17 protein-coding genes are annotated in these 24937 nt (G+C 35.5%); 11 read left to right on the top strand and 6 right to left on the bottom strand.

The features are described 5' to 3' along the window. The first annotated feature begins 69 nt into the window (after positions 1-69). Both TYM08_RS13010 and TYM08_RS13005 read left to right on the top strand, forming a co-directional pair. On the top strand, positions 70-855 hold the full coding sequence (locus tag TYM08_RS13010; protein WP_422379579.1) for a hypothetical protein: 786 nt from the start codon (positions 70-72) through the stop codon (positions 853-855). Between the two features lie 127 nt (positions 856-982). After that, the gene (locus TYM08_RS13005; protein WP_422379578.1) at positions 983-1918 is read left to right on the top strand and encodes a glycoside hydrolase family 5 protein; all 936 of its coding nucleotides are present in this window, start codon (positions 983-985) and stop codon (positions 1916-1918) included. 102 nt (positions 1919-2020) lie between these two features. Here TYM08_RS13005 and TYM08_RS13000 read toward each other — a convergent pair whose 3' ends face one another. Further along, positions 2021-3157 carry a PKD domain-containing protein gene (locus TYM08_RS13000; protein ID WP_422379577.1) on the bottom strand — a complete coding sequence of 379 codons (1137 nt, stop codon included), beginning with the start codon at positions 3155-3157 and terminating at the stop codon, positions 2021-2023. Positions 3158-3457: 300 nt separating this feature from the next. Here TYM08_RS13000 and TYM08_RS12995 point away from each other — a divergent pair, with 300 nt between their 5' ends. Beyond that, on the top strand, positions 3458-4438 hold the full coding sequence (locus TYM08_RS12995) for an IS1595 family transposase (RefSeq protein WP_422379576.1): 981 nt from the start codon (positions 3458-3460) through the stop codon (positions 4436-4438). Positions 4439-4516: 78 nt separating this feature from the next. Here TYM08_RS12995 and TYM08_RS12990 read toward each other — a convergent pair whose 3' ends face one another. From TYM08_RS12990 to hemA, 3 genes are all read right to left on the bottom strand, one after another. Continuing rightward, positions 4517-5011: a methyltransferase family protein gene (locus TYM08_RS12990; RefSeq protein ID WP_422379575.1), complete on the bottom strand. Its 495-nt coding sequence runs from the start codon at positions 5009-5011 to the stop codon at positions 4517-4519. Positions 5012-5170: 159 nt separating this feature from the next. After that, positions 5171-6253, bottom strand: coding sequence for a peptide chain release factor 1 (gene prfA / locus TYM08_RS12985; RefSeq protein ID WP_422379574.1), 1083 nt, complete (start codon positions 6251-6253; stop codon positions 5171-5173). Between the two features lie 14 nt (positions 6254-6267). Beyond that, the gene (hemA, locus tag TYM08_RS12980; RefSeq protein WP_422379573.1) at positions 6268-7530 is read right to left on the bottom strand and encodes a glutamyl-tRNA reductase; all 1263 of its coding nucleotides are present in this window, start codon (positions 7528-7530) and stop codon (positions 6268-6270) included. Between the two features lie 104 nt (positions 7531-7634). Between hemA and TYM08_RS12975 the strand changes: the two genes are divergently transcribed. The 7 genes from TYM08_RS12975 to TYM08_RS12945 all read left to right on the top strand — a co-directional run bounded on the left by TYM08_RS12975 (position 7635) and on the right by TYM08_RS12945 (position 18053). After that, positions 7635-9422: a tetratricopeptide repeat protein gene (locus TYM08_RS12975; protein WP_422379572.1), complete on the top strand. Its 1788-nt coding sequence runs from the start codon at positions 7635-7637 to the stop codon at positions 9420-9422. 301 nt (positions 9423-9723) lie between these two features. Beyond that, on the top strand, positions 9724-10608 hold the full coding sequence (locus TYM08_RS12970) for a LysR family transcriptional regulator (protein WP_422379571.1): 885 nt from the start codon (positions 9724-9726) through the stop codon (positions 10606-10608). A gap of 351 nt (positions 10609-10959) precedes the next feature. After that, positions 10960-12849, top strand: coding sequence for a 1-deoxy-D-xylulose-5-phosphate synthase (gene dxs, locus TYM08_RS12965; RefSeq protein ID WP_422379570.1), 1890 nt, complete (start codon positions 10960-10962; stop codon positions 12847-12849). A gap of 113 nt (positions 12850-12962) precedes the next feature. Further along, positions 12963-15074, top strand: a complete 2112-nt coding sequence (gene mrdA, locus TYM08_RS12960) for a penicillin-binding protein 2 (RefSeq protein ID WP_422379569.1) — start codon at positions 12963-12965, stop codon at positions 15072-15074. Next, entirely contained in the window at positions 15067-16206 is a 1140-nt protein-coding gene (rodA, locus tag TYM08_RS12955; RefSeq protein ID WP_422379568.1) for a rod shape-determining protein RodA, read from the top strand. Before mrdA ends, rodA begins: the two co-directional genes overlap by 8 nt. Before the next feature lie 3 nt (positions 16207-16209). Further along, the gene (mltB, locus tag TYM08_RS12950; protein ID WP_422379567.1) at positions 16210-17193 is read left to right on the top strand and encodes a lytic murein transglycosylase B; all 984 of its coding nucleotides are present in this window, start codon (positions 16210-16212) and stop codon (positions 17191-17193) included. Then, on the top strand, positions 17190-18053 hold the full coding sequence (locus TYM08_RS12945) for a septal ring lytic transglycosylase RlpA family protein (RefSeq protein WP_422379566.1): 864 nt from the start codon (positions 17190-17192) through the stop codon (positions 18051-18053). The genes mltB and TYM08_RS12945 overlap by 4 nt, the downstream gene beginning before the upstream one ends. Here the strand turns inward: TYM08_RS12945 and TYM08_RS12940 are convergent. Both TYM08_RS12940 and TYM08_RS12935 read right to left on the bottom strand, forming a co-directional pair. Further along, positions 18023-20401: a GGDEF domain-containing protein gene (locus TYM08_RS12940; protein ID WP_422379565.1), complete on the bottom strand. Its 2379-nt coding sequence runs from the start codon at positions 20399-20401 to the stop codon at positions 18023-18025. The genes TYM08_RS12945 and TYM08_RS12940 overlap by 31 nt on opposite strands. 12 nt (positions 20402-20413) lie before the next feature. After that, on the bottom strand, positions 20414-20755 hold the full coding sequence (locus TYM08_RS12935) for a hypothetical protein (RefSeq protein WP_422379564.1): 342 nt from the start codon (positions 20753-20755) through the stop codon (positions 20414-20416). Positions 20756-21081: 326 nt separating this feature from the next. Here TYM08_RS12935 and TYM08_RS12930 point away from each other — a divergent pair, with 326 nt between their 5' ends. Beyond that, positions 21082-24108, top strand: a complete 3027-nt coding sequence (locus TYM08_RS12930; RefSeq protein ID WP_422379563.1) for a glycoside hydrolase family 6 protein — start codon at positions 21082-21084, stop codon at positions 24106-24108. Positions 24109-24937 lie beyond the last annotated feature (829 nt).

Here is a 24937-nt window from a genome sequence, read left to right as displayed (position 1 = left end):
GATTCGATTGCACATTTATGACAATCAAGTAAGCTGAATTATTATTTAACTCTGTTAATAAGGCCTCATATGAGTATCAAGTCGTTATATTTTGTTGCAGCAATTAGTTATTTTTCTTCATCGTTTGTATTCGCCGAATCTGAGTCCGTGTCTGTTTCTGAGTCAAACGAATCAACGTCCTCAATTGTTAGCAAAATGACTGAAAATCAAACAGAGAAATCAACGGATGCAGAAAACAATACAATTGAACGTGAGAGTAAAAGTGATCGCGACAAGCAAAATGATGTCACAAAAGTAAATGAAAATATTCGCTTTGCGGTGAATGTTTCTGCGTTAGAATTGCCCTTTCCCTTATCTGCGGGAATCAGTGTTATTTATCAAAAGCACCCAAAATGGATGGTTGAGTTTAATTATATGCGTAATTTATTTGCATTAGATACATTAAAAGGCGTGCAGTCTGAAGAGCTGGGCCAGCAACACTTTTCAGTTAAAGCGCATTATTTTGTGCGTGATCATTATTATGCGACTGTCGGTCTTGGCAAACGTTATACTCGAGCAAGATTGTCCGATGAGTATTTTGATTATAATAATTATTCTGTGGATTCAGCGATCAGTAAATTTAATACCGATTATTTAACATTTGGCGTAGGCAGCGTGTTTAAATTAAATGAGCATACTCAATTAAATGTTGATTGGGCGGCGATTAATTTAGGTTTTTCTAAAGAAACCACTCAATCGGCAGCGGATTTGATTGATGAAGTTGACGTAAAAAAAGAAGTATTAGATCAAGAGGAAATTCTAGAGCAATATATGTCGGCAACATTTTTACGTGTTTCGATTATGGGGCAGTATTAATGTGATGTATGGTAATGAAATGTTTCTTGTAGAGCAAAATCGTCAATTTTTTTGCTACAATGGCCTTTTTTTAAGATGATTAGTGAACATGAATTTAGTCAAACCGTTTCTTGTAGGCTGTTTAATAATGATTAGCCTTAGCTCTATTGCTAAAAAAGATGACAAAACCAGTTATGTTGAACAATACGGCTCGATATCAGTGCAAAACGGCACTTTAGTTGATCAAACTGGCGAAAAGTTACAATTGCGTGGAATGAGTTTGTTTTGGAGTCAATGGGGTGGTCAGTATTATAATAAATTAGTGGTTAACCGCTTAGCCCAAGATTGGAACGTGTCGGTTGTTCGTGCCGCCATAGGCGCAGAAAAAGGTGGATATGAAGTTGCGCCAGAACGTGAATTAAAAAAATTAGATAATGTCATTAAAGCAGCAATAGATAATGGTATTTACGTGATTGTAGATTGGCATGCGCACGATGCACAAAATAACACAGATTTAGCCATTGAGTTTTTTGAAATTGTTGCGGCTAAATACGGACATTTACCTAACGTGATTTATGAAATTTATAATGAGCCCGATTACGAGTCTTGGGATGAAGACATCAAGCCGTATGCTGAAAAAGTCATCAAACACATTCGTGCCATTGATGCTGATAATTTAATTATTGTTGGTACGCCAACTTGGTCTCAACGAGTGGATCAGGCCGCTAATAATCCATTAATAGGTAAAAATATTGCCTATACCATTCACTTTTATGCAGGTACGCATAAACAAAGTATTCGCGATAATGTGACTTATGCATTAAATAAAGGTTTGGCGATTTTTTCTACAGAATGGGGCATGAGTCAAGCATCGGGTAACGGTGGCGTGTTTGTTGAAGAAACCAAAATCTGGTTAGATTTTTTTGATGAGCATAATATTTCTTGGTTGAATTGGTCGATAATTAATAAAAATGAATCCTCCGCCGCTTTAAAGCCCATAGCTTCACCAATGGCGGATTGGTTGCCAGAAGATTTGTCGAAGTCTGGAACTTGGGTGAGAAATCGCTTGTTAAATTATAAATAAAAATGACTGTCATAAAAAACACGACGATTGTCGTGTTTTTTTTGCTTTCAATTTATAGTTTTTAGATAGATAGATAGATAGATTTATTGATAGATGTTTGAATTACAAATCTTGCTCTAACATCAATACCAAATCTCGCCAAAGAGGTAATTCTGATTCATCTATTCTTACATTTGCCTCTATTAGCATATCCCTTCCTGCAATAAATCTAACTCCACTATGCACAAAGCCTTCTGTTTCGGTTGGAAAGCCAATCAGTGCAGTTGCCGATCGAAGTGACATGTAATCTTTAAAGTCTGTAGCTAATTGATCCAAATTACGATAGTCGGTCACAGCAAAATCCCCACTTGAATGGCAGCCCGTGCAACGCCCAGCAATTTCAATGGAAACTTGATATAGCGCTAAATCGTAATCATTAACAGGTTTAGGATCCTTAACTGTAAATATTTTTTCGACACTGACATAACTTTGTCCATCAAACCCAGTTAATTGAACTGTATATTCACCTGCTTCTGGAAATTGATAATACAATTTAGGTTCATCAATAACTTCATTATTGATTAACCATTCAAAAGTTAAATAATCAAAGTCTTCATCGTAAGAATTGGTCGCAATTAATTGCACTAAATGATTATCTTGCTGAGATGCGATGAATATTTTTGGATCAGTATTAAGTTGGTCTGTAATGGTGATATTTTTAATAATTGAATCTGTTTGTCCAAATACATCCGTCACTGTTAGCTCTATGGCATAAGTGCCCGTTTGATTAAAAATATAATCGATAGATTCCCCTGATAATTCGTCATCCAGTACTTTCCATAGAAAACTTAATTGGTTTTCATCAACTGAAACCGTTGCATCAAAAGCTGCTGTAAACGGTTCGTATCGAACTGTAAAATTGGCTTGTGGCGGGGTGTTTTCAATCAAAATTGTTTGGCTGGTTGTTTTTGTTTGATTATTTGCATTTGAAATAATCAGTTGCACATTATATTCACCCACTGATTCAAATCGATGCGTGGCGCTATAATTAGTGTTGACCATGCTTTGATCACCAAAATCCCATTGATAAGTAAAAGGCATGTCTTCAGTTGTATTTACAGGTACAACGGTAAGAGTATTTTGATTTTCCCAAATTAGCTTGAAGTCTGCATCAGCAGTGGTGGGTACTAAATTAGCTGTATTTTGTTCTTCGCAAGAAGTAAAAACCAACACACTGATGAATATTAAGATAAAACGCATGATGTAAACTCAAAAAAATATCGGTTATTTTATCATTTTACTTAAAAAGGAATGTAGGTTGATTCGCAAATTGGATAAAACTTACAAAACGTTAGAACGTGCAATGTTGACAAGTGAGTTTTATAAAAATAGATTTTAAGGGACATAATGCAAAAAATGAGGAATGATATTTTAGCGTTGTCCAGAATGAGGACATGAATGGACACATTTAGATTGGCTATGTTTTAAATTGTTGTGGCAGGATGCAAAATCATAATGCTGATCTAAGCTGAGATTTATACACCCACAATGACATAGCCTATGAATCCACAGCATTTTCAAAACATACTTAAGCAGGTAAGCAAGCTCGATCCTGTTCAAAAACAAACTCTAACCACCACTTTAGCTGCACATGAAAATCCCATTCTTACGCGGCTTTCCAAAGAAGTAATTACCCACTCAAAATGCATTCATTGTCAAAGTAACCGCTTGCGAAAATACGGTTTTAGTAATGGCAGGCAACGATTTTTTTGCAACGAATGTCGCAAAAGTTTTGTGTGCACTCGAGGCAGCGCTTATTTTTATCAGCACAAACCAGAGCTTTGGCAAAAATACTTAGAGCACATGCTTGACCAAGATAGCATTCGGCGTTGCGCAAAAGATTTGAATATTTGTGTGACTACCTCTTTTAATTGGCGTCATCGTTTTATGAATGCTACTCAAAACACCTATGAATCAAGGCTTGAAGGTATTATTGAAGCAGATGAAACGTATTTTCGAGAATCTAAAAAAGGCGAGCGAAACTTAAACCGACCTGCAAGACAGCGAGGATCTAAAGCATCCACACCTGGCATTAATCAGCACGATTGGGTGACAGTGTTAACCGCTAAAGATCGAAATCATCATGAATTTGATCAAATATTAACTCACGTAAATGGCGCTGAAATCAATCAATGCTTAGGCTGCAAAATTGCCGATGAATCTATTTTATGTACCGATGGGCAGCCGGCTTATAATCAAATTTGCAAAGAACATCATTTGCATCATGTGGTGATAGCCAACAATCAAACGCAGCAAAGTTTGTATCATATTCAAAATATCAATAATTATCACAGTCAGTTAAAGTGTTGGTATTTGAAGATGCATGGAGTGGCCAGTAAGTATTTAGCGAAGTATTTGGGTTGGTTTAGAATGCTGGACTGGCACAAATATCAGACCTTTTCTAGTGACATTAAGAGCGAAAGCGAAAAACTGTTTGAATTCAAACTGTTACAGGTGCAGCAACATAAATTTGAAACATAGCTTTAGATTGAATTTATAAACCAATAAATATTTTAAAAACTGCTTTAATATTGATGATTTTTTTTGAGATTGAATTAGCTATAACCAGCGACGGACTTTTGTTTTGTATTGCGCGTATTCATCTCCAAATATTTCGCTAAGTGATGCCTCTTCTGGGATGATTTGAAAGGTATTCATGTATTGTACAAATCCAAAGACACACACTATTAAAAAAGGCGATTGAAGTAAGCAAGTTAACGCCACTAAAATTAAAGCAAATCCTACGTACATAGGGTTTCTTGAAATGCTATATATTGCACTATTCACCAAAGATGAGGTTTTTTCTGGGGATCTAGGGTCAACAGTGGTTTGGTTTTTTCTAAACTCTAACACACCTGATAAGCAAAAAATAAAACTGAGCAATAACACGATTGCAGTAACAGTGAGAACAATGAGGGAATCAAATGTAAATTTGGGTAAAAATAATGATGCGTTAAACATCAAACAGCCAAATAAAATGACTAATATCACAGGAGGGATTTTTAGTTTTAGTTTTTCTTTTAAAAGGATAAATAGGTTTGTATTTTTATTCATAAACTACACCATCATAAACTACACATCATAAACGGGACGCACGCATTAAATTTTGACCAATATATAGCAAAATCACCGAGAAGGGTTAAGCAAATCCGTATAAAAAAAGAGATGAAAAATATGCTTGCCATCTCTTTTTTTATGGAGCGAATATTTAAATTAAGAAGATAGCTCTGCTAATTGGTCCGCTTGGAATTCGTTAACTAATGGCTCAATCACACAGCCTAAATCCCCTTCCATAATTTCATCTAATCGATACAACGTTAAATTAATTCTGTGATCCGAAATACGCCCTTGAGAGTAGTTATAAGTGCGGATTCGATCAGATCGATCGCCCGTGCCAACTAGTAATTTACGTGTTTCAGATTGTTCAGCTGCCGCAGAATCTGTTTGTTGAGATTTTAGTCTTGCTGCTAACACAGACATCGCTTGTGCTTTGTTTTTGTGTTGTGAGCGTTGGTCTTGACACTCAACTACCAAACCAGAAGGTAAGTGAGTAATACGTATTGCGGATTCTGTTTTGTTAACGTGCTGACCACCAGAACCTGATGCTCTAAAAGTATCAATACGTAAGTCTGCTTTGTTGATGTCGATTTCTTCTAACTCGTCGGCTTCAGGCATGATCACAACGGTGCAAGCTGATGTATGCACACGACCTTGGGATTCAGTGGCAGGTACACGTTGAACACGATGCGCGCCTGATTCAAACTTTAATTTTGAATAGACGTTTTCACCGCTGATGCGTGTAATGATTTCTTTGTAACCGCCGTGGTCGCCTTCATTTTGAGAAATGATTTCAATTTTCCAGCCTTGGCGTTCAGCAAATCGAGAATACATTCTAAATAAATCACCACTGAAAATAGACGCTTCGTCACCGCCGGTTCCTGCACGAATTTCTAAAAATGTATTTTTTGCGTCATTTGGGTCTTTAGGAAGCAAAAGTTTTTGCAAATCAAGTTCAAGTGTTTCTAAACGATCATTACAATCTTTGAATTCTTCTTTACCCATTTCTTTCATATCAGGGTCGGAATCGTTCATTAAAACTTTTGCTTCTTCTAAGTCATTTTCAGTTTGAATAAACCTTTCAAAGGTTTTAACAACCGGTTCAATTTCGGCGTATTCTTTTGAAAATTTACGAAATTGATCTTGGTTTGAGATGATACCTGCATCGCTCATTAAAGCAGCAAGTTCTTCATAACGCTCGGCGAGCAATTCGATTTTTTGGCGAATGGAATCTTTCATGGTAAGGGTGACTGCTATTTTTCAGAAATTTGGAATAAACGGTTTAAAGCCGTGTGAATGTCTTGATTACCCTCAACGCTTGCTTTTTTTAGTTCCAAGCTTGGGGCATGTAAAAATTTATTGGTTAGGCGGTGGGCAAACTGTTCTAGTACATCTTTAGGGTCTGATCCATTTTGTATAAGTGTTATAGAACGCTCTAATTCAGCATCACGTATGCTTTCAACGTGATTACGAAATGATTTGATCGTGTCGACGGCTTTTAAGGATTTTTGCGTTTGAGAATATTTAGCAAGTCCTTGTTGGATTAAATCTTGTGCTTCAATAGCCGCTTCTTTGCGGTTTTGCATGTTGGTTTCAATCACACCTTTTAAGTCATCGACGGTATATAAATAGACGTCAGATAAATTACCGACTTCTTCTTCGATGTCTCGAGGAACGGCGATATCCACCATAAAAATCGGTTTATGACGACGCGCTTTTAGTGCCTTTTCAACGGCGCCTTTGCCTAATATCGGTAATTGACTCGCAGTTGAAGAAATAACAATGTCAGCTTGAATTAAATTACCTGGAATGTCTGATAATAATATGGCTTTCGCATCAAATTGTTTAGCAAGCTCTTGAGCACGGGTTAACGTACGATTTGCAATGATGATTTTGCCAATGCCTTTATCTTTTAAATGCTTAGCAACTAAATCGATGGTTTCACCTGCGCCAATTAATAAAGCAGTACATTGATTTAAATCATCAAAAATACGGGCACTCATGCTAACTGCGGCAAATGCAATAGAAACTGGATTTTCACCAATAGCTGTATGGGTACGAACTTGTTTGGCTACGCTAAATGCGTGGGGGAATAAGCGATTTAAAGATTGGCTGATGGAACCATGGTCTCGGGCGACAGCGTAGGCGGATTTTAATTGCCCTAGAATTTGGGGTTCACCTAATACAAGTGAGTCTAAACCACAGGCAACTTCGCAAAGATGCTCGGCAACTTTATTGCCTTGAAAAGTAATCGAGTATTGGTTAAGTTGTTCTAACCCAATGCTATGATAAGTGGCTAGCCATTGTTTGATATTGGTTAACGCATCATCGTAATTTTCTACTTCACAATAAAGTTCACTACGATTACATGTAGATAAAATGACGCCCTCTTTGACTTGTGGTAACTGACAAAGTGCTTTTAACGCGTCACCCATAAATTCAGGCGCGAACGAAAAACGTTCACGAATATCTACAGGAGCGGTTTTGTGATTGATACCAAATGCCAACAGAGTCATAAAAAGATGAAACGCCAATCAAATAAAGGGTCTATTCTACACAATATTAGAAACCTTTGGTGCTTTTATGTATCCTAATAATGCATTTTTTTGTGATTGTGACGATGTTGACTAAAAAAACGAATAAAAATCCATGTCTAGTGCTGGTATTAAGCTCATTTCTATTATGGTCTTGCCAGAGCCAAGTGGCGTCTAAAAAACAAGATAACGCGCCTAACTTCCTTCAAACGACGCATTCATCTGATATTTTGATTGTCTCTAGGGATGAAAAGAACCCGACTCAAACATCAGAACCCTTAGTTCCTGTTACCCCATTAGACGCACAGAGTTTTAAAGAATTTTTATTAGCCGAACTTGCATATCAACAACAAGATTATTCAGGAGCGTTGGCTTTATATTATTTATTGGCAAAACGAGTGAATGATCCCAATATTGCTAAAAAAGGCGCTCAAATTGCAGCGTATCTCAATCAAGATATGATTTTAGCTCAGATGCTTGATATTTGGTTGGCAGTTTATCCAGAGGATCAAGAAGCATTAATGCTGGGATTATCAAATAGTTTAACGATGGGCGATTTTGTTGTTTTTGAGGCTAGATTTCATAAAATTATGCAAGAAAACCCTCGGTTTAATTTGTTTGCTTTATTACGTGCATTGCCTGTGAATATTGAGGCATTTGTTGAATTAGAAAAATTACTTGTGCGTTTGCAACATCAATATCACCACCCTCAATTGTATACTGTTTTAAGTTTTGTGATGGAGCATCAAGGTAAATTTGAAAAATCATTAGAAATGGGGAATCAAGGAATTAATGAATTTGATAATCCCATGGTCCGAATGCTAATGATTAAAACTTATCAAGTATTAGGTCAAAATGAAAAGGCCGATGACTTACTTGAACAGAGTTATGAAATTTATACCTCTGATCGTAAAATTGCAGAAGCAAGAATACAGCTAGCTTGGGCGCGCTCTGAATTTGAAACGGCCTATCATATGACTCGCCAAATGTATGAACGCCAACCAGGTGATCCAAACTTAGCCTATCAATATGCTCGATTAGCATTAAAACAAAAAGACTGGATACAAGCCAAATTAGTATTTGAAACTTTATTGATTTACCCGACTTTAGAAGATGAAATGAATTATAATCTGGGGGTAATTGCGAATGAGCAAAAAGAGTTTGAATTGGCAATGCGTTATTTTTCAAAAGTAAAACCTTCTAATTATTATAAAAATGCCCAATATTTTAGAGCCAATATTGTTTGGCGTGCGAGGTCTAATGCTCAAGATGTTGTGGATATCTTTGAACAATTATTAATTAACTCTGAAGAGGAACAAAAAGTAGACGTTATTATTTTGGAAGCTGAATTTTGGAGTGCTATACAGCAATATCAAATTGGTTTAGATCGAATAGAAAAATCAGTAAGAAATTACCCTGATAATTTAGGTTTGCAATATCAATATTCGTTAATGCTAGATAGTGCAGGGCAGGTTGAAAAATCATTAAGTATTTTAATTAAATTATTAGAGAAAAAACCTAACGATGCAGATGTATTAAATGCATATGGTTATGTGTTAGGGAATCGAACCGATCAAGTGGATTTAGCTATAACGTATGTTGAAAAATCACTTCAAATTGAACCGGAAAATCCTGCAACATTAGATTCAATGGGGTGGTTGCTATATAAACAAAATCGATATGAAGAGGCATTGGGGTATTTAACTCAGGCTTTTGAACAATATCAGCATGATGAAGTTGCTGCGCATTTAGGTGCTGTTTTATGGAAATTAGGACAACAACAAAAAGCACAGGATGTTTGGCAGCAAGGTTATGATTTACAGCCAAATAGTGCGGTGATTACAGAAATTAAACAGCAACTTGATGCGCTGTAAACTCTAACAAACTCAGTTGCAAATATGCAACTGAGTGTCTTGTTTTTAGTTGTTGCTACCTTGGTGTTGTTTCTTTTTAAATATGGACCATTTTAATATTGTTGTAAGACTTTTAAACTTCAACTCTAATCTCCATCTTTAATTTTCTTTTCTAATTTTCATTTCTAATTTTCTTTGAAATGAAAATAAAAGGAATCCCAAAAAACGTGCCAATGTGACTTGAAAGCAATTTTTGTTGATGTTGTTATGTCACAAAGGCATGATGAATGCACAGTATTCTTCCATATGAGGTTAAATAAAAATGAACTTTGACTTAAATGAGTTACGACTTTTTATTCATGTAGCAAAGCATTGTTCCATTACTCAAGCGGCGCTGGCTTCAGGTGAACAAAAATCTAAAATCAGTCGAAAAATTCAAAGTTTAGAATCAAATTTGCAAACTCGATTGTTTTATCGAAAACCTGGAGAAATGTCATTAAGTGAATCAGGTAAACAATTATTTGAATTGTATGCGCCTATTTTTGAACAGCTTGAACAGGCGCAATCTCACATTATCAATGAGCAAGCTGAATTAAAAGGAACAATTAAAATATTATTACCACTTAATTTATCCATCAGTGAATTTACAGATGTTATATTTGAGTTTAATAAAAAGCATAAAGATATTCGTTTGCATTGTTCGACGGTGAATGTGCACCCTAATGTTCCTCAAAGTGATTTTGATGTGATGTTTTTATTAGATTATATGCCATTGCCTGATCATTTTTATATCGCTAAAAAGATTTTTGAAATGGAAGTTGGTGTGTTTTGTAATGTGGATTATTTTAAAACGTTGCCCGATGTGATTGATGTTGAAAAAATAGATGATTACGATTTTGTTTCTAGTACAGGCATTAATGGTTTGAATTTTGTAAACAAAGGAACAGAAGAGTTTAAAGTAGTGCAAAGTCGAATTTATGTAGATGGCTATTTGGCACAGAAACGTGCTGCGTTACAAGGATTGGGGCTGTTTATGTGTCCCAGATTTTTAATTGAAAAAGAGCTTGAAAACAAAGAATTAAAACAAGTTAAATTTAATCTACCTATGAAATCTATGAATCTTTATTTAGCCTATAAAGAACAAGGTTATAAAACTAAACCGGTACAATATTTTATAGATCATGTTTGTCATACATTTGAAAAATAAAATACATTTAAAATCGATGTTTTTTGCATAAAAATACATCACCTGATTTAAAAAAACGGTACTTCGTTTCTTATGTTTATCATAAAATTCTGTGAATTTATTGGATTAAAAATACAAAAACGCAAGTAACTTGTTTACCTTCTTGTTTTCTTAAAAGTAATTAGGGTGGTCAATATTAATTAATAACGCAAATGCTATTGAATGTGTTGTTAGTTAAAATCAATGTTAGTTAATTTTGGTTATGCATTCTATAGTCAATAGAAAAGCGCATCCAATAGTCATTGCGCGGGTGTATTGTCTGCGCTTATCTGCTAAAATCAATACAAGTTTGTCTATACGTTACCCATATTAATGAAGTCATATTCCAGCATTCCTTCAAGTCGTCCATCAACCCCGTTATTGGATGCCATCGATACCCCTTCTGATTTAAAAAAATTATCAGTGCCTCAATTGTCCCAATTAGCGGATCAATTACGTGAATACTTGTTATTTAGCGTAGGGCAGTCTGGTGGGCATTTTGGATCGGGCTTGGGGGTGGTTGAGCTGACCATTGCGTTGCATTATGTGTTTGATTCACCTAACGATAAAATTTGTTGGGATGTTGGGCATCAAGCCTACCCTCATAAAATTTTAACTGGAAGGCGCGAGCAACTGCTTAATATTCGCACTCGTGATGGCTTAAGTGCTTTTCCAAAACGCAGTGAATCCGTGCACGATGCATTTGGTGTAGGACATTCAAGTACTTCTATTTCAGCAGCAATGGGTTATGCCTGTGCACATCGATTACAAAATCAAAAACATCACAGTATTGCAGTAATTGGTGATGGTGCTCTAACTGCCGGAATGGCATTTGAGGCATTAAGTCATGCTGGGGCGGATAAAACGCCAATGTTAGTGATATTAAATGATAATGATATGTCCATTTCTGAAAGTGTAGGCGGTGTATCCAATGCATTAACCAAAATCATATCTTCAAAAACGTTTTTAAATTTTAGAGAAAATTCAAAAAAAGTTTTATCAAATTTGCCTCATGCTGTCAGTATCGCTCGCAAAGCAGAAGAACATGTTAAAGGGTTGATTACTCCAGGGACATTGTTTGAAGAGTTAGGGTTTAATTATATAGGGCCAGTGCAAGGGCATGATTTACATGATTTGGTTCGTGTTCTGACAAATATTAAAGAAAACATTGAATCATATAGTGGTCCTCAGTTTTTACATATATGTACTCAAAAAGGAAAGGGGTTTGAGCCGGCAGAAGACTCGCCAATTGCGTATCATGCAATCAATAAAATTCAAAAACATACCGCACCTACAATAAAAGCAAAAACCTATTCCAATATATTTGGGCAATGGTTGGTAGCTAAAGCAAAAGTGGATGAAAATTTAGTCGGAATCACCCCAGCAATGCGCGAAGGTTCTGACTTAGTTGAGTTTTCTAAACAATTTCCAACTCGTTATTTTGATGTAGCCATTGCTGAGCAACACGCAGTTACCTTTGCCGCAGGTCTTGCTTGTCAGGGCATGAAACCCGTTGTTGCGATTTATTCAACATTTTTACAGCGAGCGTATGATCAATTAATTCATGATGTTGCTATACAAGATTTAGATGTCCTGTTTGCAATTGATCGTGCTGGAATTGTGGGTGAAGATGGAGCCACTCATGCAGGAAACCTGGATATCAGTTTTATCCGATGTGTACCAAATATGATTTTGATGACACCTAAAGACGAAAATGAATGTGCCCAAATGCTTGAATTAGGGTATCAATATAATGGCCCAGCTGCAGTCAGGTATCCTCGTGGTAAAGGTGCTGGTGTTGAAGTGAGCACTGATAGTATTAACTATGAGATCGGGCAAAGTGAGTTATTAATGAAAGGGCAGAAAATCGCTATTTTAGCTTTTGGTTCTATGGTTCAAAACGCCAAACAATCCGCTCATGATTTAAATGCTACTTTAGTTAATATGCGTTTTATTAAGCCTCTGGACACTCAAATGATTGATCAAATATCTAAAGATCATGAATTAATTGTAACCATTGAAGAAAATGTGGTGATGGGAGGGGCAGGAAGTGCCATTAATGAATATCTAAACCAATCGTTTGCAAATATTAGAGTATTAAATTTAGGTTTGCCAGATGCCTATCAAACCCATGGAACTCCACAGGAATTAATTTGTGAAGCCGGTTTGGATACTGCCAGTATTACCAGGTCGATTCAAATTGCGTGGCAGAAAATTAATTAATTCTTTTTCTAAAAAAACAGAGTAAATAATCGGAACTTTGATCAATTTGCTCTGCTGTTTTCTTATCCCTTTAAAAGTGGCATGATAGCATTAACTTACTATTTATATTTGCCATGAATCAACCATCTTTTACTTCAAAAAACCAACCGGATCGACGCGCTGTGCGTAATCGTGTTTTATTAATGGTTTTGCTAACTTTTATTTTGTGTGTCGTTCTTGTGATGCGAATGTCTAATTTGCAATTACGTGATTATGAGCGATTTTCTACACGCTCAGAAGATAATCGAATCCACTCCTGTCCAATCTCGCCAACTAGGGGGGTCATTTACGACAATAAAGGAAAGATATTAGCTGGAAATGTGACCAGTTATAATTTGGTTGTATTACGTCATCAAGTTAAAGATTATGACGCACTTTTTGAACAAGTTAGGCAATACGTGACACTTAGTGACGATGAATTAAATTATTTTATTCGAAGTCGTAGAACAGTGGATCGATGTGATCATGTTATTTTAAAATCTCGCTTAAGTGATGAAGAAATTGCTATTTTAAGTGCAAATCGACCATTTTTAGAAGGGGTTGAAATTGAGGCCAGTTTGATACGTGATTATCCTCTAATTGAGGAGTTTTCTCACAGCGTTGGTTATATAGGTTCAATTAATGAACGCGATCAAGAATTTATTGTTGAGCAATACGCCAAGCAAAAAGGTGTGTTAAATAATGATAATAGTAATAATTCACTAAATGATATTTTAAAAAGTCCGATTATTGATGTGAAACGGCTTGCATTACAGGAATACGCAGGCACCAATATTATTGGAAAAGTAGGGATCGAAAAACAGTATGAAAAAGTATTGTTAGGCCAGCCAGGAATAAGCATTGCAGAAACAAATTATAGAGGAAAATTGATCAGGGAGCTTGATCGTATTCAACCTGTGCCGGGTAAAGATTTACATTTATTTTTAGACAGTCATGTTCAGCATATTGCATTAAACGAACTTGAAAATTCTCGTTTAAAAATCGAGCAACAAGCAAATACTCAAGAGCGAGAACGTTTTAAAAATGATCCTTCTATTGCATTAAGAGAAATTCACGTACCAACAATTCGCGGGTCTATTGTTGCTATAGATGTCCAAACAGGTGGCATAGTTGCCATGATTTCTAATCCTAGTTTTGACCCTAACCCTTTTGTAACAGGGTATGGTGTTGCTGCATATAATGAATTGAATACTTCTGTGGATAAGCCTTTTTTAAATCGTAGTATAAATGGGAAGTATGCTCCAGCATCCACAATTAAACCGTTCATTGGTTTGGGAGCTGTGGATACTAATGTTGTAAGCTGGACAGACAAATATCATTCTACAGGGGTTTATAGTCTTGAAAATGCCAGTGATAAACGAGACTGGAAAAAAGGAGGACACGGTAAAATTGATTTACGTCAAGCAATCATTGAATCGGTGAATACTTATTTTTACGACACTGCATTTCGAATGACGGTTGAACCGATACATGACACTTTAGAAAATTTTGGCCTAGGTCAAGTTACCGCTTTTGATATTTATGGTGACAATTCAGGATTGAATCCATCACGAGAATGGAAAAAATCCCGATATAATGAAAGTTGGTATGCAGGGGATACAGTGAATTTAGCAATTGGCCAGGGTTATTTTCAGGTGACACCAATGCAAATGGCAATTGCAACAGCAGTAATGGCAAGAAAAGGTAAATGGTTTACTCCTCGATTGGTGGATTATATAGTGGACAATAAAGGTAATGTTGAAGTTGTGAATCCACCAGCACCTAGAGAAGATTATGTGTTAAATGATCCTACGAATTGGGACAAAATGCATGAGGCAATGGAGCAAGTGATTTACAACCCAAAAGGAACCGCAAAAATTGTAAATACTCCTGATTTGAAATATAGGATTGCCGGTAAAACTGGAACCGGACAAAATGTTTCGTTAAGTGAAGATGTCGATTATAGTGATACTGCAGTAGCTTCAAGAACTCGAGATAACGCTTGGTTCATTAGCTTTGCCCCATCTGATAATCCTAAGTTAGCCATCGCGATTATTCTTGAAAATGCGGATCACGGTGGTTCAGTGGCCGCACCAATTGCGCGAAAAATGTTTGATGCCTACTTATTAGATGAAAAAGGACAGTTAAAAGATTTTTCTATACTCGAAATAGATTCAACTGTGAACGAGGAGTTAAATAATGAATAATTCAGATTTTTCTCGTCAAACTTCCCCTCAAGGGTTGCGTAAACCAGTTTCTATTTATCAAAAAGCAAGAATAGATTGGCCAATTTTTGGTTTGATTATTATTTTAATTGGGTTTGGATTGACTGTCTTGTATAGCGCCGATTCAAATAGTTTGCATAAATTTGATCGTCAAATAGCAAATTTAACAGTTGGAATTATTGTGATGTTAGTGTTTTCCAGAATACATCCACGGCACTTTCAATTTTGGAGTCCAATCTTTTATTTAATTGGTTTAGTGATGTTGGCCCTTGTTTTGTTTACTCCACTGGGGGTGACAGTAAATGGTGCAACACGTTGGTTAAGTGTGCCGATTATTGGTCGATTTCAACCATCAGAAATTATTAAATTAACTTTGCCAATTGTAGTTGCGGGTTACCTTGGTCGTTATGCTGTTCCTATCTCGATTAAATATGTGGCTGTCGCATTGGTGATTATTTTTGTTCCTACGATTTTAATTAATAGACAACCAGATTTAGGTACATCATTGTTAATTGCTTCAAGCGGTATGTTGGTTATCTTTTTTGCGGGCCTTAGATGGCGTTGGATATTTTTAGCTGTCATTTTAGCCGCTGCAGGATCGGTTTTTATGTGGTTTTATGGATTAGAAGATTATCAAAAAAACCGTATTTTAACTTTGCTTGATTCTTCAGATTCATTAGGGGCCAGCTATAATTCAGATCAAGCAGCAATTGCAATTGGCTCTGGTGGGTTTTCCGGTAAAGGGTTTTTGCAAGGCACACAATCTCAATTGAACTTTGTGCCAGAAAATGACACTGACTTTATAATCTCTGTTTTAGCAGAGGAGTTTGGGTTTGTTGGTTTTTTAGCGTTGTTATTTATATATTTATTGATTGTGATTCGAGGATTTTATATCTCGACTCAGGCTTATAATAATTTCCAACGCTTTTTAGCGGCAGCTTTAACCTTTACTTTTTTTATTTATGTGTTTGTAAATATCGCAATGGTAAGTGGGATTTTACCAGTAGTGGGCGTACCGCTGCCTTTAGTCAGTTATGGCGGTACTTCCGTTGTAACTATGTTAGCTTCATTTGGAGTATTAATGAGCATTAGTACTCATAGGAATAACGAGTAAATTATGACTGTATCTTTTAGAATATTTTGTTGTTTAATTGTCCTGAGTTTTTTTTCAACTTTATTAAGTGCACAAAGTTTTTATGAACACCCAAAAGCAAAATCGGTAATCAAAGAGCTGGTAGAAGATCATGGGTTGAATGAAGAAAAGTTAATACAATGGTTAAAAAAAGGGCAATACAGTCAAAGCACTGTAAAAAACTTAGCCAAACCCGCAGAAAAAACAAAAACACTTAAAGAGTATGCCCCTTTATTTGTTGAGCCAAATTCCATAAAAAATGGCATTGAATTTTATAAAACCAATGAAGCTGCATTATTAAGAGCGCAAGAGAAATTCGGAGTGCCAGCCACAATTATTACTGCCATCATTGGAATAGAAACTCGATATGGTAATTACACAGGAAAATCAATCACTTTTAATGCGTTAGGCACCACTGCATTTAGTGATCAGTCACGTAATGAATTTTTTATGCGTGAATTTAAAGCGTTTTTGCAAATTTGCCACGAACAAAATTTAGATCCCTTTGAATTAAAGGGCAGTTATGCTGGCGCGATGGGAATTGGGCAATTTATGCCTACAAGTTATCAAGTGTATGCTGTGGATTTTAATGATGATGGAAAAATTAATATTTGGACGGATCTGGAAGATGCCATAGGTTCAGTTGCTAATTATTTAAAAGCACATAAATGGGATGCATCGGATGATATTGTATTAAGAGCAACGGTAGCGCAAAACTCAAAATCTGAAGTGAATCGAGCGACAATCAAAGTTGCAACAAGTTTGGATCATTTATTAGTGGATGGATGGGAAGTTAAACAATCGACAAAATCTTTCGAAAAAGTGTATCCAATCCGTTTAGATGGTGAGCACGGTGTCGAATATTGGGTCGGATTACCTAACTTTCGTGTCATAACTAGGTATAATCATTCTGTTCGATACGCTATGACCGTATTTTTACTTCACCAAAAGATTCTAGAAAGCCTATGAAATATTATCTAATTGCATTTATTACCTGTCTTACAATGACATCCTGTTCCTCTAAATATCGATCAATTTCTGATTCAATCGATGGAGATAACCCTGCGTCAAATTCAAGGTACGCAGTCACACACGACAGCTTGCCTAAAAAAACAATTACAGCGGATCAGATTGAAAATATAAAACCAAGACATGAGCCTTTAAGTGCCGGTGGCAATAAGGATTATGAGGTGTGGGGTAAGAAATATACCGTTTTGAATAGCAGTGTAGGGTATTCAGAAACGGGTATTGCATCATGGTATGGTGCAAAATTTCATAACCATAAAACATCAAATGGCGAAACTTATAATATGTACCAACTTAGTGCAGCGCATAGATCTTTACCATTACCTACTTATTTGAAAGTCACGAATCTAGATAATGGCTTATCTATTATAGTAAGAGTCAATGATCGTGGCCCGTTTCATGAAGAGCGGTTAATCGATTTATCTTATGCTGCAGCAGTCAAATTGGATTTTATTAATACTGGTACCGCTCGAGTAAAAATTGAAGCTGTGCAGTCTGCAGCGAAAAAAGTGACAACGCATTCAAGTGTTGAAGTGCCCAAAACCACAGCACCTAGTGTTGAAATTGCCCCTGTAAATACTCAGTTTTATTTGCAATTAGCAGCATTTAAAGATAAACCCGCGGCGCAAGATTATGCTCAAAAAGTAAAAGTGTACCAATTATTAATTAATGAAAGATTAATTATTGAATCAGTAGAATTACATCGAGTTAAAGTAGGACCGCTGTCTAAGCAGAAAGCGCAACAGCTTAAAGCAGCCTTGCAGTCTGAGTATCAAATCCGAGCGTTTTTGTTATTTGAATGATTAGGGTTAAACAGTAATCCAGTTGAGTGTTGGATTGTATCCTTTGAGTATTTTTTCTTTTTGCGTTTTTGTTCGTACAATATTTGATCAGCTTGAGTGAGTAAATGACTTAAAGGTTGATCATCTTTGTAACCAGCATTTACATATCCCATACTAGCACTTAACATCCAACTATCTTCATTTTCTACATTAAAATGATCGATTCGATGTTGAATCATTGCGATTTTTTTCAGCATGAGTTCATCAGATACATTAGCGGCAAGCACTACAAATTCATCCCCACCAAATCGTGCAATAGCATCATTTTGTCTAAACACTGTATTTAGAATGTTTGCAAATTCAATGATAGCTAGATCACCTTTATGATGTCCAAAATTATCGTTGATCGCTTTAAGGCCATCTAAATCTAAAAACATAAGTTTGCAATTAAATTCTAATTCTTTAGCTTGATTTAATAACATTTCACTTTTTTCTAAAAAACCACGTCTATTTAATAAAACAGTTAATTCATCGGATTTAGATTGATTTTCAAGTTGTGTATTCATATGAGTCAGGTTGTTCATGAGATTATTAACAGTCTTTTGAATTCTATTTTGTTCGTAATACATATGAATATTTTTTATAGCGGTTGAAATTTGTCCGTTAAGCATTAAATTGGTTAACATTTCTGTATCGTTAATACTCCACTCATAACAGATCCGTCCAAGTTGGTCTCCACTTAAATATAGAGATTCTACGACAAGCGAAAACCTACGGTCGGTTGGTAAATAATGATCAGGTAATAATTGAGCGGTATCATATTGAGGAAGGGATTTTGAAAATTGATTGTAGTTGCCAGCATCAAATGCATTAGTTAATTGTGCACTTTGTGGTGCGTACCATTTTTTTTTATGATCATGAAAAATTGGAGTATCAAAACAAGTTAAATAAAAGCTTTTAATTCCTAAATTCTCTAATTCAGAAGCAAGTACTTCAGAAAGCTGCTCTAAAGTACGAGCATCAAAAATTATTCTTAAAAAATTACGAAAGAAATATGCCCGATCATTGAAAATACTATGAGACTCTAGGTGACAAATTAATGATTGCGAAAAAGTATCTTTTAATTGAAAGAAAAAAAGCACTTCTACTTTGGATAGGTTACTGGTCAGAATATGTTTTTCTAATTTTTTAAAGTAGGTTCGCCATACTTCAAAGCTTTCTCCTGACTTCACATCTTTTTGAAATCGCTCGTTAAAATTTTGCAATAAAATCGAACGTATGTCTTTTGCATGTTTATCTGTTGATATGTTTTCAAACCCACTTTTAAATAGGGTGATGATATCTGTTATTAAATTAGATACGTTGTTGTTAGTAAGTTGGTCGTAATTAATTCGCTCAAGGATGTTAACGAATAATTGATTTTTTTCATTATTAGGAATGTGTTCATGGTTGTGGGTTTTTGAAGAAGAAAAATCAATTTGCTGACAGCCACATGATTGACGATTAATGAAATGGGTTTCTAATTTATAGCTCTTTTCAACTTTTTTATTATTAGCCATTTTTACTGCTATTTCTGCTGCTTTTAACCCTAGTTCAAATAATGGTTGGCTTACTGTACTTAGAGGTGGAATGTAATATTCTGCTTCTTTTGCATTATCAAATCCTGTAACCGCGATATCTTTTGGAATTCTCAGGCCTCGTTTATGTAATTCATCCATCACACCAAAGGCACTGCTATCATTTGCACAAATTATTATTTCTGGTTGAATGTTTCGTTCGTCAAAAAAAGCTTTTATACAATCCTTTCCATCACTGTATGCAAAATGCCCATAGAAAATATAATCTTCTGAAATTGGGATGTTATGTTTGGTTAATGTATTTTTGAAAGTTTCCAGTCTTTCTATTGCATCTTGGTTGTCTTTTGATCCACCTAAATAAGCAATTTTCTTATAATTATGTTCATGTATAACATGTTCAATTAACGCTTCTAAGCCAGAATTATTATCTATTAATATGCTGCTTTGCGTGTCAACAATATCGGTTAAATCTGTGCCTAAGCTTACGATAGGTAATTGTGAAAATTTATCTAACCATGTTTGAAATTCTCCGTCGGCACAAAAATTAGAAAATACTGCCGAAGGAAGAATTAGCGCATCTACATTTTTAGGGCTAATTAAGTCATAAATCACCGCTTCTTGGTGATGCATTTTCATCCATGGGTTATTTGGGGTTTCACCTGGAAAAATGATAAGGTTGGCATCCATTCGGCTAAGTGCTGAATGAACACCTTTTAATATCAATCTAATATAAATATTATCTAAGGCAGGAACCTGTAATCCAATGGTTAGTCTTTTTTTTAATTCAGTCATTATCACTTTTACTTAATGGGTTAAGTGCATGAAATGGTATGCATTTTCAGCAAATTTTCTTTTTTGAATATGCAGCAGTTCCTTTGCAATTTGTTGATTTTTATTAGACAAAACCTGCTGGATAAATTGATCGGTTTTAATTAATGATGCTATATCTTTTTGTGTATGCAATTGAGTAGATAAGTGAGCCGAATGTTTTCTAAAATACCGTTCAATATCTTGAGAATGTTTTTTGCTGGCACTTAGAAAATTTTCCCAGTTTTCACTGATAGCCATTTCTTTTAAGTGTTCAGATTGGAAAATAATTCTTTGCCAATCATTTTGTTGTTCATGTTCAAGATAATTATTTTGCATGATTCACCTTTTTGCCTTTTCTACTTACATTTTATTTATATTAATTAAATGTGATGTAATTTTATAAAGTGCGGGCTTGATTCACAGTTTTTACTAGAAACACTTTTTGAAAGTATAGTCCATATTTTTAATTCAACTATTTATTTTAACTTCGTAGCAAAATTGAATACTCATGATTGTTAATGTTTTGTAAGTTAACTAAGATTGGAACGTTTAAAAAATTGAAAATTCGATCATTTTAATGTCAAAAAATTGATACTTCCTTTCGTATTGTAAGTACAAGTTTGCCATATGGTGATCCATCTTTTTATATAGAGGTATAAAAAATGGTATTTAACAAAACGATTATGGCATGTGCTTTAGGTGCTGTATTTGCACTTAACGGATGTACTCGCTCTCAAACTGCGCCAAATAGTCCGCCTACAGCTCAAATAATACAGTCGGGTAATAACCAGGTGACGGCTTTTGCAAACGATCAGGATGGGGATAATTTAACTTATAAGTGGACAGTTAATAATGTGCCTAATCCACAGACTGGACGTACAATTATTCTAAATGATGTAACTGGTGCAGTTACAATTGTATTAGAAGTAAGTGACGGAAAAGAAACGGTTACTGTAATTGAATCTTATGACTTTACTTCTAAACAAGCCCCTGTCGCTAGTATTATGGTTGATTCTCTAACAGGACAAGCACCATACTCACTTAATTTCGACGGTTCTGGATCTACAGATGATGGCAATATTGTTAGATATTCTTGGTCAATTGATGGTAAAACAAGATTAGGTGATGAAATTAGTTATTCTTTTGCATCTGATGGAGATTACGACGTTATTTTAACAGTAACCGATAATGACGGGTTAATAGGTAATGCAGAAGTAACAATAAACGTTACTCCCGCCAACGAGCGTCCTGTTGCTAAACCTATTTCTTCTGTTTTATCAGGCACTGTACCACTTGATGTGGTATTTGATGGTAGTACTTCAACGGATGATGTTGGTATCGAAAAGTACACTTGGGTAATTGCTAATGAATCTTTTAATGAATCGATTAAAAATTATACTTTTCAAGACAGCGGTACTTATATAGTTAAATTAATTGTTGAAGATGAGAAAGGTTTAAGAGATGAGAAAACACTGACTATTGAAGTCGAACAAGAAAATGGTGCGCCAACAGCTGTTGCTGTTGCTGATGTGTTAACTGGAAATGCACCTTTAACTGTGAATTTCGACGCTTCTCAATCAGACGATGATGGTGGCAAAAGTAACTTAACTTACAGTTGGTCAATTGATGGAAATACATTCACTGAAATCTCAAAAGAATATACGTTTATCGAAGCTATAAAGCATCCAGTTCAATTAAAAGTAACTGACCAAGATGGTAAAAGCGATGTTGACACAATTGAAATTGATGTGAAATCCATCAATCAACCACCAGTATCAAACCCAACTTCAAATGTAACTTCAGGCGAAGCACCATTGACCGTGCGCTTTTTTAGTGACGAGTCTACTGATGATAAAGGTATTGTTGAATTCTCATGGGTGATTGATAATATTCCTTATAATAGTGAATCCCCAAGTGTTACATTTACAGAACCTGGAACGTATTCAGCTATCTTGACTGTTAAAGATGCAGAAGGTGAAATTGACTCTTCACCCATTACTATCAATGTAGAAGATGGTGGTGTGATTGTTCGTCCGATCACCGATGTGTTACCTGATTATGATGGTGTCATTCCTTTAATTAAAATGATTGGTGATACTTCTGCCGATTTACAAACTACGGGCAATCCATTTTCTGATTCATATTTTTATGCAAGTCCAGATGTGTATCATGCTATTAATGAAACTTCATTAGATTTTGAAACTGAATCTCAAAGTCCTTCAAGTATGTATCAAAAAATGAAATACACTCAACGTATGCCAAGTGCGATTTGGATGGACTCGACCGAAACTATCGGTGGTAGTGCAACTCGACGTTCACTGACAGAACATTTAGATGCTGCTTTAGCACAGCAACAAGATTATCAAGATAATGCTGACGGCGGACAAATCGCACCAATGCTGGTTGTGATTATTATTTATAATTTACCAGATCGCGATTGTGCTGCATTAGCATCAAGTGGATTATTAGTTGAAGTTGGTGATGATACCAAGCTAGGTGATCCAGCATATGCTGCTGATGTCGGTACGGGATTAAATAAATATAAAGAAGAATATATTGACGTAATAGCTGCTGCATTTAATGACTCTAAATACGATAGTTTACGTATTGTTGCGATGCTTGAACCAGATTCATATCCAAATATGTTAACGAACCAAGATCCTCAAAAAGCAACAGATGCATACTGTATTAAACTGCATGATGTTGATGGTGATACCTCTGGTGAAAATGGTGTTTATGTGCAAGGTTTACGTTATGCAATTAATGCCTTTGCTGAAGATGGTAATTCAAATGTTTATACTTATTTAGATATTGGTCACTCTGGCTGGTTAGGTTGGGATGGTAACCGTGATTTAGCAGTTAATGGTGGTATAACACAATATTGGAATTCTACAACGGCATCGGAAGATGCAGGTGGAGCAGCTATTGGTTTTACAAAATTAATTGAAGATGCTCATCCATCTGGATTGTCCGCAGTTCGTGGTTTTGCTTCAAATACTTCAGGTTACACGCCTTTATTTGAATATAATATTGAAGGTAAAGATGCATCTGATAATTATTTCGAATGGAATAAATATGTTGATGAATTACACTTTATGGAAGTGTTAAATACTGAATTTAAAGCAGCTGGGTTTGCTGAAGGGCAGTTAGGGTTTATTATTGATACGGCACGTAACGGTTGGGGTAAAACTGACGGAACAGGTTCTCAGGCTCAATACAATAGACCGACTAAACTAGGTGCTCCTGATGCCGATGCTGCAATGGCTAATCGTGTAGATAAGCGTACTCATCGCGGTCGTTGGTGTAACGTTATGGATGCGGGTGTTGGTGAATCTCCACAAACGGATCCACTAGCGAATCACCCTTGGATTGATGCCTTTTATTGGATGAAACCTCCAGGAGAATCAGATGGTTCGTCAAATCCTGCTGATGCGAATACAATTGGTAAGTCTTATGACCCAGTTTGTGGTGGTGAAGGTACGCCTAAAACAGGCGAAGTTGAAGGGCGTGTTATTGGTAATGCTGCAGGGCGTGATACTCGATCAAGTCTTGATTCGTTCTTCGCACCAACTGCTGGTTTGTGGTTTGATGAGCAGTACAGAATGTTGATCAATAATGCTTACCCAGCATTAGGGTCATATGGCGATTATGACGATTACGATTATTCCACGGCGGTTTCTGCTGAATAATTGGCTAAATAATAAAAAGCCCTGATGCAAAACATCAGGGCTTTTTTTTGCCCTTAAATCTTTAGGTATCCTACTAAAAATCACATCCTGTGTTAGATTTGTTCTTAGGTTGAATATTAAGTCGGCTAAGCTGAATTAAACTTGAATTATTTTGTGAATATTAAGTGATGGATTTTTTAATCTAATTAAAAGCAGCTCATTGTAAATTTGTTTTCAAATTATTATCGGATTGGATCTTTGAATCAAACCATTCAGAAATGCTAAGTGATTAGGTAATAGTGGGATGCAATTATTTTGAAATATTTTCATATCCAACAGCCCTGAAAGTTGTGTGCCTCTATAGATAAAACAAAATTTTATGTTTTTAAATTTTTTCAATATCTGGATTCAACAAAAACAAAACGCCTTGTATCTCTTGTAAATTATGTTTTATGAGTTTAAATGCGGTGGGCGGTTATTAAAGTTTAGCTGATGATGCGAATTCTAAAATCTTTTTTATTGGCTTGAAATAAAACTAAAAATTCATAAAATCTTTTAGTGTTTTACCATATTCCTATCTCTGTTTCCAACAAATGGAGCCTTTGAATAAGATTAAATATTGGACGGTCAGATGCTTGTTTTCTAATGATTGACGCGTTTAAAATGCTGGTTTATTTTCTAATAATGTACGTTTACTTTTGATGTATCTCGATTTTACTTATTATTAAGCTGGTATTATCTGAACTTAGCTCATTATAAATCAACAACAGGATAAGTTTGTATTTTAAATTATTTGCGCAGTATTTATGAGTTTTTGCATCATAAACACTTACAAATTAGAATGTTTAAC

The sequence above is a fragment of the Marinicellulosiphila megalodicopiae genome (genome assembly GCF_045862395.1).
GTDB classification, from domain to species: domain Bacteria; phylum Pseudomonadota; class Gammaproteobacteria; order Pseudomonadales; family Natronospirillaceae; genus Marinicellulosiphila; species Marinicellulosiphila megalodicopiae.
The sequence above is the reverse complement of the archived record's forward strand: the minus strand, read 5'-3'. Positions and strand labels throughout refer to the sequence as shown.